At 56.9% G+C, this 12,581-nt stretch carries 12 protein-coding genes and 1 pseudogene; 10 read left to right on the top strand and 3 right to left on the bottom strand.

Translation table 11 applies throughout. The annotated features are described in order from the left end of the window. The first annotated feature begins 132 nt into the window (after nucleotides 1-132). Nucleotides 133-1,143, top strand: a pseudogene (locus QTN24_RS09650) (IS110 family transposase). 582 nt (nucleotides 1,144-1,725) lie between these two features. On the opposite strand, the gene QTN24_RS24915 reads toward QTN24_RS09650, so the two are convergent. Beyond that, the gene (locus QTN24_RS24915) at nucleotides 1,726-2,064 is read right to left on the bottom strand and encodes a DUF5615 family PIN-like protein (RefSeq protein ID WP_373424146.1); all 339 of its coding nucleotides are present in this window, start codon (nucleotides 2,062-2,064) and stop codon (nucleotides 1,726-1,728) included. Nucleotides 2,065-2,323: 259 nt separating this feature from the next. Next, a complete protein-coding gene (locus QTN24_RS09645; protein ID WP_043355366.1) occupies nucleotides 2,324-2,971 on the bottom strand; it encodes an IclR family transcriptional regulator in 648 nt (215 codons plus the stop codon). Nucleotides 2,972-3,065: 94 nt separating this feature from the next. Between QTN24_RS09645 and QTN24_RS09640 the strand changes: the two genes are divergently transcribed. The 9 genes from QTN24_RS09640 (at nucleotide 3,066) to QTN24_RS09600 (ending at nucleotide 12,184) form a co-directional block, all read left to right on the top strand. Beyond that, complete coding sequence (locus QTN24_RS09640; protein ID WP_043355363.1) at nucleotides 3,066-4,049, top strand: Bug family tripartite tricarboxylate transporter substrate binding protein; 984 nt, start codon at nucleotides 3,066-3,068, stop codon at nucleotides 4,047-4,049. 24 nt (nucleotides 4,050-4,073) lie between these two features. Next, nucleotides 4,074-4,943: a VOC family protein gene (locus tag QTN24_RS09635; RefSeq protein ID WP_052495072.1), complete on the top strand. Its 870-nt coding sequence runs from the start codon at nucleotides 4,074-4,076 to the stop codon at nucleotides 4,941-4,943. Further along, nucleotides 4,943-6,358, top strand: coding sequence for an aldehyde dehydrogenase family protein (locus tag QTN24_RS09630; protein ID WP_043355360.1), 1,416 nt, complete (start codon nucleotides 4,943-4,945; stop codon nucleotides 6,356-6,358). The genes QTN24_RS09635 and QTN24_RS09630 overlap by 1 nt, the downstream gene beginning before the upstream one ends. Nucleotides 6,359-6,371: 13 nt before the next feature. Continuing rightward, nucleotides 6,372-7,640, top strand: coding sequence for a CaiB/BaiF CoA transferase family protein (locus QTN24_RS09625; protein WP_043358200.1), 1,269 nt, complete (start codon nucleotides 6,372-6,374; stop codon nucleotides 7,638-7,640). Further along, the gene (locus tag QTN24_RS09620) at nucleotides 7,637-8,377 is read left to right on the top strand and encodes an enoyl-CoA hydratase/isomerase family protein (RefSeq protein ID WP_043355358.1); all 741 of its coding nucleotides are present in this window, start codon (nucleotides 7,637-7,639) and stop codon (nucleotides 8,375-8,377) included. Before QTN24_RS09625 ends, QTN24_RS09620 begins: the two co-directional genes overlap by 4 nt. A 7-nt stretch (nucleotides 8,378-8,384) precedes the next feature. Next, nucleotides 8,385-9,122 (top strand): enoyl-CoA hydratase/isomerase family protein, encoded by a 738-nt coding sequence (locus QTN24_RS09615; protein ID WP_043355356.1) that lies wholly within the window; start codon nucleotides 8,385-8,387, stop codon nucleotides 9,120-9,122. Nucleotides 9,123-9,151: 29 nt separating this feature from the next. Continuing rightward, complete coding sequence (locus QTN24_RS09610) at nucleotides 9,152-10,333, top strand: acyl-CoA dehydrogenase family protein (protein WP_043355354.1); 1,182 nt, start codon at nucleotides 9,152-9,154, stop codon at nucleotides 10,331-10,333. Nucleotides 10,334-10,344: 11 nt separating this feature from the next. Then, a complete protein-coding gene (locus QTN24_RS09605; protein ID WP_043355352.1) occupies nucleotides 10,345-11,460 on the top strand; it encodes an acyl-CoA dehydrogenase family protein in 1,116 nt (371 codons plus the stop codon). 121 nt (nucleotides 11,461-11,581) lie between these two features. Then, a complete protein-coding gene (locus QTN24_RS09600) occupies nucleotides 11,582-12,184 on the top strand; it encodes a hypothetical protein (RefSeq protein WP_124684263.1) in 603 nt (200 codons plus the stop codon). A gap of 173 nt (nucleotides 12,185-12,357) precedes the next feature. Here the strand turns inward: QTN24_RS09600 and QTN24_RS09595 are convergent, their stop codons facing one another. Then, the gene (locus QTN24_RS09595; RefSeq protein WP_196765233.1) at nucleotides 12,358-12,579 is read right to left on the bottom strand and encodes a ferredoxin; all 222 of its coding nucleotides are present in this window, start codon (nucleotides 12,577-12,579) and stop codon (nucleotides 12,358-12,360) included. Nucleotides 12,580-12,581: the final 2 nt, after the last annotated feature.

Below are 12,581 nucleotides of genomic sequence, written 5' to 3'. Positions count from 1 at the left end.
TATGGACGCCTCCCCCCGGCAACGGGGCGCCGCTTACCTGCAAGAGTAACTGTAAGGGTCCTCGCTGCCATGGCATCCCTATGCCAAAGTGGAGGTGTCGATTGCAAACGACCCTGATCGGGACGATCCAAAATGAAGCTTACCGTCATCGGCATGGATATTGCCAAGCATGTCTTCCAACTTCATGCGGTGAATGCCAACACCGGTGAAATCGAGCGCATCAAGTTGAAGCGGAGCCAGGTCACCGACTTCCTTGCTCAGCGGGAGCGTTCACTCATTGCCATCGAAGCTTGCGGCAGCGCCCACCGTTGGGCACGAGAACTGCAGAAGCTCGGCCACGAAGTGAAGCTCATCTCTGTGCGATCGGTTCGTCCCTTTGTGTTGCGTAATAAAACCGACGCTGCCGATGCCAGAGCTATCTGGACAGCAGTCCAGCAGCCCGAGGCGCGGTTTGTTGCGATCAAGAGCGAGCAGCAACAGACCATTCTGGCGCTGCACCGCATCCGGGCTCAACTGATGAAGTTCCGGATCATGCAGACGAACGCATTGCGCGGCTTACTCTATGAGTTTGGTGAAGTCCTTCCGGAAGGATCTCGGGAATTTGCCGAAAAAATTTCTGGTGCGCTTGCCAAGATCGCGAATCGCTTGCCAGCCATACTGATCGACAGCCTACGAGAGCAATGGGCACGCGTGCAGGCAACCGACAAGGAAATCGCTGTGCTGGAACGTCGGCTCAAGGTTGCGCTTTGCGACAATCAGGAATGCCAGAAGATCGCTGAAATTCCTGGCGTGGGGCTGCTAACCGCCACGGCTGCGGTGGCTGCGATCGGCGATGCCAAAACGTTTCGCTCCGGGCGTGAGTTCGCTGCCTGGTTAGGCTTGGTACCGAAACAAACGGGCACCGGTGGTCACGTGCGCCAGCTTGGCATTAGCAAGCGAGGTGACACCTACCTGCGCACCCTACTCATACACGGCGCCAGATCGGTGATCATCAAAGGCGCATGAACCGCCTGGCTCGACGGATTGCTTCAGCGACGTCCTTTCAATGTAGTGGTGGCTGCCGTAGCCAACAAACTCGCCCGGACCATCTGGGCGGTGCTAGCAAGGGATACGAGATACACGGCACCCGCCATGGCTGCATAGCCAGGTGCGTGGCCCGCCTGAACTGACTTCTTCTCAAGGAGCGCAAGCATTGATCGCATGATGGCTAACAGGTTGGACCGGGGCGAGGAAAACCCGATAGGGAATGTGAGCAGCAACGCTCGATGATCAGATGAGGACCTCGCCAGCGAATTCCATATGGGCCAGCAGGCTGAGCGGCCTGCACAAAAGGGCCGGACATAGGCGTGCTGCCTTCACCTGTCGACCACCATGTCAATCGGCTTGCAATCCGGGAGGCGTCCACATAAGGCGATTCCCTAGTGACGGATCGCGCCGCAGCAACTATGACAGTTGTGCATCGCCAGAACACCGGGTTGTCGCGCCATCATCAGTACGAGCACGCTGACAACCAAGGTGGCCGCATTGATCTGGAGTATCGGATGCGGGCTCAAAGTACTGGCTACTGAGCGGCCCCAGATCTCAATGCCTTTACGTTGACCGCCAGCCAAAGCGGCAGTGTCGCAGACACCACGCATCAGAACAGCTTCGAAGATTGATCCTGCCCGGCAACTTTCATGTCGCAGAATCGTCTGCGTAGCTAGGTACGCCTCCGCTACTCCCAAATTAGGGCGTCATCTCCTGGATGCAGCTTGATGCGGGTTTCAACGTGCGTTCCTTCGGCGCGAGTATGCCTGCGGACGGTCCATTCTCGATCGTCTGTTGCGAAGATATTGGCGCCAACATGGGCGTTGCCGTACGGGGCGTTAGTATGCGCAAGTGATCTGCTAATGCGATTTCCAGCGTCCCATTGCCAGTTGCAGCTAGTAGAACGACCACGCCTGGGTTACGGTGAAATGGGAAGCGCTGATCATCCAAGAAATCAGAATCGTGCGTCAGTATGATGCGTCGCGTTTCACAAGCCGTCGCGAAACTGGCCTCGTCGGCGTGTCCAATGAGCGCCATGCTAGGGTAAGCCGCCTACTTTTCCGATGAGAGTAAGGCGTCCGGGCCAGCCCTTGCGCCCGCAGCGCTCGTGCCGCCGTGATGCCGTGATGCCGTGATGCCGGCGGCGGGTGTCCCGACGACTACGATGTGCTCACGGGAAATCATCAGAGATCCTCGTGAACCTCGATTGCAAGCGCCGGACAGATCCCAGCGGCCAAGCGGGCAGATTCGTGTTGATCAGTCGACGGTTCCGCACCCGGGGCGATGAGCGAACTCCCTACGCTGGCCCCATCCCAACAAGCCTTGAGACCATCGCTGCGGCATTCTGAAGTGTTGGAATGATTTCATTCTCGATCCTTTCGGGTGTCGCCTCGGCTGGCGATGTGGAAATCCCGATAGCCAGCTGGCGGTTGCCAACCCGAGCAAGCGGGACTGCAACTGAGATCTGATTGCTCTCTGGATACTCGACCATCGCCCATTCACCGACCCCGAGGGTCAACGCCTGTGTGAGCGCGCTACTTGGAGGCAGGATGCTTCCAACCCGGAGATTCATCACCACGAGGCGACGGCGTTCCGCGAGTGCCATCGCCCTTCCAATAATGATCACCCCGTCGGGGTTCGCTTCACCCAGGTTGGATGTTCCTGCGTACGTGTCAGCCAGTTGCTGGAGCATCTGCTGAACCGAGTCTGTCACTCCCAAACTTTCCAAAGCAGCAAAGCCGATTTCGAAGACTCGGGTAGTCAAGCGCCATTGGTTGCCCTCGCGCGCGACATATCCCTCCTCCTCCAAAGTCAATAGAAAGCGCAGAACGGTCGGGTGCGGCAGGTCTACGGCACGCGACAACTCCGCCAACGTAGGTCGCCCGTTCTCTCGGAAAGCGCGCAGCACCGCTAGACAGCGTTGGATCGATCTATTATTCTTCATTCGTACACCCTGTGTACCGCTAGTTCACCTAGTGAACATCATAAACCAGGTGCCCTTGAGATGCAACCTGCTTCTTGAGGTCAGGAGACAACGAATGAAACGATGGATATTGGGCTTTAGCGCCGCTGTGGTGGGGTGCTGGGCAGCGACCGGTCAATCTGTTGCGAACGCCAGCGAGTCCTGGCCGAGTCGCCCGATCAAGTGGGTCGTGCCGTATCCGCCGGGCGGCACCACTGACATGCTGGCACGTATCGTCGGTGCCAAGCTCTCTGAACGACTCGGGCAGCCCGTGGTGATCGAGAACAAGCCAGGCGCTGGGGGCGATGTTGGCACGGCCTATGTTGCGAAACAGCCCGCTGATGGATACACCATCGTTATGGGCAATATTGGTCCTATTGCCATCAACCCCACGCTTACTCCCGACGCTCGCTTTTCTCCCACGCGAGATCTCGCGCCGGTGACGCTCCTGGCGGAGGTTCCCAACCTGCTGGTGGTCAACCCGCAACTGCCGGTCAAATCGGTGAAGGAACTCGTTCAGTACGCGAAGCAACAGCCCAATCCCTTGTCGTACGCAACGCCTGGCAACGGAACATCTTTGCACTTGGCGGGTGAACTGTTCGCTTCGACAGCGGGCCTGCGCATGGTTCATGTGCCATACCGCGGTAGCGGCCCCGGCCTGAACGACACGATGGCAGGCCATGTACCGATCATGTTTGACAACATGCCTTCGGCATTGAATCTCGTAAAAGGCGGAAAGGTTCGCGCACTCGCCATCACGAGTGCTGTCCGTTCCCCGTTGCTGCCGGACGTCCCAACGATGACTGAAGCTGGTCTGAGCAACTATCAGATCACTGGTTGGTTCGGCGTCTTGGTACCTGCCGCAACGCCGAAGCCGATCGTCACCCGTTTGGATGCCGAAATTCAAGCTGTACTCAAGATGCCTGACGTCCGCAGCAAGATTGGCGACATCGGCGGAATCATCTCTGGCGCAGGACGAGATGAGTTCGGCCGATTCATCCAGCAGGAGTCGGCGAAATGGCAAAAGCTCATTCGTACCGCGCACATCACCGTGCAGTAGGTCAGTTACTTTAAGGAAGAAGCAATGTTGAACTCGGTTGACAGAATCCTCGTTGCGGTGCGCGACCTCGATCAAGCAGAGCAGAACTACAGGGAAGTACTTGGGGCGCAGTATCTTGATGAGCTTGCAAGCGACCATCTGAATGCCCGTGGCCGTAGCCTGGTAATCGGCGAAAGCACGGTCGAACTTTGGACCCCGCGGGGAGCAGGGGTCGTAAGTGATCATCTTGATAGCTTCGGGGAAGGCCTCTTCTTTGGAGGGGTCTCGACAGCTAGCCTGGCTGAATGCCAGAGGTTCCTTGCCGAGCAAGGTATCCGATTTGCTGAAGCCGACGGCCGTCTCTATTTGAACGCGGGCGGCCTCTATGGCATGCCACTCGTTGTCAGCGAAGCGGCAGCGCGGGTTCGAGCGAATGGTCCTGTGTCGTTTCTGTACGAGCTCACCATGGTTCTCAGCACCGACTGGCGAGAAGTCGCGGATTGCTACGCGCGAAAACTGGGCCTGCAGCGCGACAAGGCAGTAGACATCACGTTCGCGCGATTTGGCTATGAAGGCACGCTGCTGATGTTCGCGCCGGATCGTCTCGATCGCATCGAATTGGCTGAAGCGCATGATCCCGCCTTTGCCATGGGCAGGTTTTCGGGCAAGCGAGGTGACGCACTTTACATGTGCTACATCGAAACGCATGATTTGGCGGACGTAATCAGGCGACTCGAATCGCGCAACGCAAAGTGGACCCGAAGGACCGACACGGGCAAGCCCGAGCAGGACGGCCTCTGGATCCATCCGAGCGCGCTGAATGGCGTCCTACTTGGTGTATCCCGAACCTCGTTGGCGTGGGGATGGTCCGGTAGCCCCGAGAAAGTCGAAGAGATTTCAGAGGTGCAGTCGTGATGCCGGAGATCTTCGATCAGCAATACATCGGGGGATCGTGGCGCCGTGCTTCTGGCACACAGCTCATCGACGTAGAGGACCCGAATACTGGCCTGGTATCGGCCCAAATTCTTCCAGGTACCGAGGAGGACGTCGGTCTCGCCTTGGGTGCCGCGCAGAACGCATTGGCCAGCTGGTCCGCAACATCCGTGTCGGACAAATGCGCAATTCTTAATCGCCTAAAAGACCAACTCACAAATCGGCAGGAGTCGTTGGCCGATGCTATCGCGGCTGAGGTTGGCACGCCCTTGAAGATCTCACGCATCGTTCAAGTCGACTCGCCCATTCGGAACATTGGGAACTTCGTAAAGCTGGCGGAAGGATTTCCATGGCAATCGCGAACGGGCCCATCTGTCATCGTCCGGGAGCCATTCGGCGTCGTGGCATGTATCACGCCATGGAATTTCCCGCTTCATCAGATCATTCTGAAGGTGGTGCCCGCGCTTCTGGCCGGGAACACAGTCGTGCTCAAACCAAGTGAATTGACGCCCCGAACAACGCGCCTTATCTGCGATGCCATCAATGACGCAGGCTTTCCTTCGGGCGTGGTGAACGTTGTGAACGGCTTGGGTGCGGTAGTGGGCGCAGCGTTGGCGCGAGCTGACGGCGTGGACATGGTTAGCTTCACAGGATCCACGGAAGCGGGTCGTGCAGTGTCTTGCTTGGCCGCGTCGACCATTAAGAAGGTGACGCTGGAATTGGGCGGCAAGTCGCCTTCCTTGGTATTGCCGGGTGCGGACCTGACTGTGGCCGTCAAGGGAACGCTCGCTTCCTGCTTCCTCAACAACGGTCAGACTTGCAGCGCGCTGACCAGGTTGATTGTTCACTCGCGTGATGTGTCGGCCGTCGAAGCCCTGGTGAAGCAAGAACTCGCCAAGTTCTCTGTCGGATCCAGCCTCGTCGAAGGCCATCGGATCGGCCCGCTCATTTCTGGCAAGCAGCGTGACCGCGTGCAGGAACTAGCGGAAAAAGGGGTAGCGGAGGGCGCCACGCTCATCGCGTCAGGCCAGGATGTTCCGCCTGCAGGATTCTTCGTCAGCCCGAAGGTGTTTCTCACAGATCAACATAACTATCTGGCCAAGGAAGAGGTGTTTGGCCCCGTGCTCTGCGTGATTCCCTACGACGAAATCGACGACGGCATCCGCATCGCCAACGCAACGGTGTATGGCCTGGCGGCGGCCGTTTGGGGCGATCCTGACCTCGCACTCGACGCCGCTAAGAAGATTCGTGCAGGACAGGTCGATATTAACGGCGCCCGATTCAACCCCGTAGCGCCCTTCGGCGGCTTCAAACAAAGCGGTGTTGGCCGGGAGGCGGGTCACGTCGGTTTGGATGAGTTCCTCGAGTACAAATCTATCCAAATGAACGAGGGATGACGGGATGTCTCTTATGCAGAAACAAGCTCTAGGGAACATTCGCGTATTGGATATGACGCGAGTGCTCGCAGGGCCATGGTGTACCCAGATGCTGGGCGACATGGGAGCCGATGTCATCAAGATTGAGCACCCATCGCGAGGGGATGATACGCGGCAGTGGGGGCCGCCGTATGCGATGACGAGTGAAGCGGAAGTGCTTGAGGATTCCACCTACTTCGCTTCCGCAAATCGGAACAAACGATCGGTTGGCGTGGACATCGCCAACCCAGACGGTGCGGATCTGATCCGTAAGCTCGTTCTTGAGTGCGACATCTTTGTAGAGAACTTTAAGGTTGGTGATCTGGCTCGTCGAGGGCTTGACTACGACAGTCTGAAAAAGATCAATCCGCGCCTGATCTATTGCTCTATCACCGGGTACGGCCAATCCGGGCCGTACGCTGACCGCCCCGGCTACGACTTCGTTTTCCAGGGGGAAAGCGGGCTGATGAGCATAACGGGCGAGCGTGATGACGAGCCTGGTGGTGGGCCACAGAAGGTCGGGATCGCCATTGCTGATCTGACGACGGGACTGTATGCGACGGTCGCGATCCTCGCCGCGTTGAACCACAGGAATGTCACGGGAGAAGGTCAGCACATCGATTTGGCACTGCTCGATTGTCTGGTTGGCTTGTCGTCGAATCAGGGATTGTCGTGCCTGATCAATGGCGCCGAACCGCACCGGTGGGGGAACGCGCATCCGTCTCTCGTACCGTATCAAGTCTTTGATACGGCAGACGGTAAGGTGGTAGTTGCTGTGGGGAACGATTCCCAGTGGCAACGCTTTTGCCAAGCGATCGACGCCAAAGAACTGGCCCGGGATTCGACGTTCTATTCCGCATCCGGACGCATTCGGAATCGAGAGGCGCTAATTGCGCAGGTGTCGTCGGTTCTTGCGGCGCGCCAAACCGAGCATTGGCTTGCCGCGTTCTCCGCAGCGGATATCCCGCACGGTCGTATCAATACCTACAAGGAAGCCTTTGCTCACCCACAGGTCATCCACCGTCAGATGGCGATCGACGTGCCGGTTGACAAAGGTATCGGCTCGGTACGGGGCATCGCCAATCCCATCAAATTCAGTAAAACGCCGGTGCACTACGTTCGGGCGCCCGCGAAACTCGGTCAGCACACAGAAGACGTGCTTTCCGACTTGCTAGAACTTTCCGCGGACCACATCGCCGGTCTCGAAGAACGTGGGGTGATTAGTTGCCAAACGTCAAAAAAGACACTTCAGGAGCAATCATGAGCATCCAAGCTAATAATGTCGGAAACGTCCTGGAGATTTGCATTGCGCGTCCAGAAAAGCGCAATGCGATCAGCGCCGCGATGTACCAGGAACTGACCCGTCTTCTGGATGAGGCCAACGCGGACAAGGAATGTGCCGCAGTCATCGTGCATGGTGCGGGCGGACACTTCACTGTCGGTGCCGATATCAATGATTTCCAGACCCGGCGGGGTAATGAAGATTCCCCTGCTGTCACGCTTCTCCGGAAGATGGCCGCGATCGATGTGCCGCTAATCGCAGCAGTCGAGGGACTGGCGATTGGAATCGGCGCCACGATGCTGCAACACGTCGATTTTGCCTACGCATCCCAAGATGCGCGCTTCCGCATGCCGTTCGTATCGCTGGGTCTGTGCCCCGAGGGCGCATCCAGCTACCTGCTCGAATCGCTGGTAGGTGTCCGGAAGGCACGTGAGTGGTTGATGCTTGGAAAGTTCTTTGATGCAGAAGAAGCTTTCGATGCCGGGCTTCTGACGTCGCTGACGCAGGACGGGGAAGCCCTTGCACGGGCGCGCGAAACGGCTGCCGAACTGGCAAAGCTTCCCAAGGCTTCGGTACGCGCGACAAAGCGGATGTTGAACCACGAGAATCGTGCCGCTGTGGGTTCTGCGCTCGACCTGGAAGTGAAGATGTTCGCCGAACTCTTGAATACCGAAGCCACTCAGGAAATCTTCAAATCCTTCCTGAACAAGAAGCGTTAAGAACGCCATGGCCGAGTTGATAAAAATCGAATCAGAAAATTTCGTCCGGGTCATTACGATGAATCGGCCGGATAAGAGAAACGCGCTGAACTCGGAAATGTGCGACGCGTTGCACGACGCGTGGCAAGACTTCGCGGGCTCAGAGGATCGCGTTGCCCTGCTACGTGCAGAGGGGTCGGTGTTTACGGCAGGCCTCGACACGAACGATCCACCGGATTCCTTTTGGCATGCCATTCCCAATGTCGCATTTGACATTGGAAAGCCGGTTATTGCAGCGGTTAATGGCCCCGTGATAGCGGCGGGCGTATCGATGCTTGCATTCTGCGATCTTTGTGTAGCGACTTCGGCAACGACCTTCGTTTATCCCGAAGGTCGCCTAGGCATGGCAGCCGGCTTGATTAGCTCGCTGGTCGGTCGGATTCCCCACAAGATCGCGATGGAGCTCATGTTGACCGGGCGCCCGGTATCCGCCCAACGGGCCTATGAAGTCGGATTCGTAAACGAACTCTGTGAACCAGGAAGCGAAACAGAGGCAGCTCTAGTGACAGCGCGTCAGATTGCGAGCGCAGCGCCGCTGGTACTGCGTTTCCTCAAACAGGCGGCGAGACACTCGATTCCGGTAGGACTGGTTGAGGCAGGCTATAGCGCCCAGTACCAAGCTCAGATGCTGGCCAGGAGTGAAGACGCCCGGGAAGGGGCGTTGGCGGCCAAGGAGCGTCGCGCTCCCGTTTTCGTGGGCCGCTAGGACTAACTAACACAGTAGGGGACTGAGAAATGGATCTGAATTTCACAGAAGAAGAGCAGGAATTTAGAAAAGAGGTACATGCGTGGATCGACGCCCATTTGCCGAAGGAGATCTCGCACAAGGTGCACAACGGACTGCAGCTATCCCGCACCGATATGCAGCGTTGGCACCAAATTCTGGGGAAAAAGGGTTGGCTGACGTATAAGTGGCCAGTCGAGTTCGGCGGCACGGGCTGGACACCAGTGCAGCGGCACATATTCGAGGAAGAGTGCGCGTTGGCAGGAGCACCGCGACTCGTGCCCTATGGGCCTGTCATGGTGGCACCAGTCATCATGGCATTTGGTAACGCTGAGCAACAGGCGCGCTTCTTGCCCGGCATTGTGACGGGCGATGTTTGGTGGAGCCAGGGTTACAGCGAGCCGGGATCGGGTTCCGACCTGGCTTCGCTCAAGACACGAGCGGAGCGAAAGGGAGACAAGTACATAGTCAATGGTCAAAAGATCTGGACCACGTTGGCTCAGTACGGGGAGTGGATTTTCTGTCTCGTCCGGACCAATACAGAAGGGAAGCCGCAGGCAGGGATCAGTTTCCTGCTCATTGACATGCGTTCGCCTGGCGTCACGGTTCGGCCCATTAAGCTGCTGGACGGCGAGTGCGAGGTCAATGAGGTCTGGTTCGACAATGTTGAGGTCCCCGTTGAGAACCTGATTGGCGAAGAAAATAAGGGCTGGACCTATGCCAAACACCTTCTCAGTCACGAACGCTCGAACATTGCAGAAGTCGGGCGTGCCAAGCGTGAGCTCCGACGCCTGAAGCGAATCGCGGCTGCAGAAGGCATGATGGACGACCCTCGTTTCAAAGACGAGGTTTCGAAGCTCGAGGTAGATATTATCGCGCTCGAAATGCTGGTTCTTCGCGTTATCTCGGCAGAAAAATCCGGGAAGAATCCATTGGATATCGCAGGCCTACTGAAAATCCGAGGCAGTGAGATTCAACAGCGCTACAGTGAATTGATGATGCTGGCTGCAGGTCCCTATAGCCTCCCATTTATTCAAGACGCTATGTTGACGGAGTGGGATGGCGAGTTCCCAGGTGGAGAGCGACGGAACGCTCCGCTTGCCGCGACATATTTTAATCTGCGGAAAACCACTATCTACGGTGGCTCCAATGAAGTGCAGCGTAACATTGTTTCGCAAGTGGTCCTCGGATAAAGGAGTAGAGCATGGATTTCGAATTCACTGACGACCAGGACCAACTGCGAGATGCAGTAAGAAAGTGGGTAAAGCGTAGCTATACGTTTGAGCACCGTCGCAGTTCCGAGAGCAGCGGCGGATTTTCCCCGGACGCGTATTCGGAGCTTGCGGAGCTTGGGCTGACTGGACTTTACGTCCCAGAAGAGTATGGCGGCGTCGGTATGGGGCCGGTCGACGTTATGGTGGTTATGGAGGAACTGGGGCGGGGCATCGTACTCGAACCGCTGGCGCAAGTTCTACTTGCGGGTGCAGTGCTGTCGAACTACGCCGAAGCAAGCGTACGTGCGGCGTGGCTGCCTACGATCGCTTCTGGAGAAAGTCTGGTCGTACTGGCCCAGCAGGAGCGCGCGAATCGTTATCGCATCGATACGTGCGAGACGCGAGCAGTCGAGACGGCGGAAGGTTGGGAGCTTACTGGGAGTAAGAGCCTCGTGCCGGTTGGCGATCATGCTGCTGCGTACATTGTACCCGCCATGATTGCTGACACTCTCGGAGCGTTCCTTGTGGAGCGCTCCGCCCCAGGTGTATTGGTACACCCTTATCAAACTGTCGACGGCTCGCGCGCCGCGGAGCTGACGTTGTCGAAGGCGCCGGGCACGCTAGTCACCCGCGAAGGCCAGGATTGCCTGTCGTATGCCGTGGATCTTGGCATTGCAATGACGTGTGCAGAGGCCGTGGGCGTGATGGACGTAACCCTGGAGGCTCTGGTGGATTACATGAAGACGCGCAAGCAGTTCGGCGTCGCTATCGCGAGCTTCCAAGCGTTGCGTCACCGCGTCGCAGATATGAAGATGAGTCTAGAGCTCGCGAGGTCTATGAGCTACTACGCCTCGCTCAACGTCAACGCGCCGGCGAACCAGAGACGTCGCGCCATGGCACAAGCGAAATATCAGTTGGGCGGGTCGATGCGATTCGTCGGCCAGCAGGCCGTGCAATTGCACGGTGGGATTGGAATGACGGATGAGTATATCGTCAGCCACTATTTTAGACGCCTTACCCAAATGGAATCGGTGTTCGGAGATACGCTGCATCATCTGGCGCAGATGTCGGACTCCATGCATCCCGAGCTTGACAAGGCTGCCTAAGGCGCCGCGAAGAGTAAGTGCTCGATGAATTGCGATGGCGGGTGACCCTCATCGTTTCCGGCAGCGCGGTGGTACATCCTCGCGCTGCTCATAGTATCGGACCGGGATAGTAGCGTAATTGATGCAGACGCAACTTCAGTCACGAAGCCAAGTCGGGATCCATGATATTTTTCTTCCAATTCCAATGAAAGTGACTTCGTTGAGTGGCGAGCAGATAATCATCCGACAAGGCTATTCACGCGTAATTAAAGAGGGGAAGTTCGTGAAGCTCCCCGCTTTTTCTCCTGCGAGTCTGTTCTTGGGCGGCTCTATTTTTAAGAGCTCGCATTGCAGCTTCGATCTGGATGTAACTAGTTATTCTGTGGTGCGTGATCAACCAATGCACGATCTGTGGGATTCCAGGCCGCTTTGGGAGGCAATTTCATTGTCGGTGTTTATGAATCCAAAGGAAGCTTGGAATATTGCAGATATAGCGGATAGTTTGCAGACAACATCCTCGAGAGTCAGGCGGACCCTCTTCAGCCAGGGCAATTGCTTCACGGAAATATGTAACACGCAGCGGCTTATGCGTTCGCTGTTCGAATTGGCAGGACTGGAAAGATCTATACCGGATATTTCGAACAGAATTGGGTGGAGCCAATCCTATGACTTTGAGTCATCTTTCTATAATAGATTTAAAGTTTCGGCAGATGTTATTTGCGGAATGAAATTTTATGCCCGCTAGGCGATCTATTTAGAGGAGCTCTACTGAACGTTTGCCAGCCATCAACCGCTTCGAAAGAGATGGGCGGCCGTTGGGCAGGCCGCCCTCTTTTGCGATGGAAGTACCATCCGCCCCAGCCTCGCGCGCGCAGGCTGCTCGTGCCGCCGTGATGCCGGCGGCCGTTGCCCCGATGACTACGATTTGCTTAGGGGAATCATCAGAGAGCCTCGTGAATCTCGATTGCCAACGCCGGACAGATCCCAGCAGCCAAGCGTGCAGATTTTGTATTGATCGGCCGACGGATCGGCATTCAAAAGAATGACGATTCCGTCATCCTTTTGGTCGAACAGATCCGGCGCATTGACGACGCATTGGCCGGAACCGCAGCATTTTTCGGGATAGATTGTGATTTTCATCG

Origin of the sequence: Cupriavidus sp. SZY C1 (genome assembly GCF_032190535.1) — a bacterium.
Lineage (GTDB): Bacteria > Pseudomonadota > Gammaproteobacteria > Burkholderiales > Burkholderiaceae > Cupriavidus > Cupriavidus pauculus_C.
The sequence above is the reverse complement of the archived record's forward strand: the minus strand, read 5'-3'. Positions and strand labels throughout refer to the sequence as shown.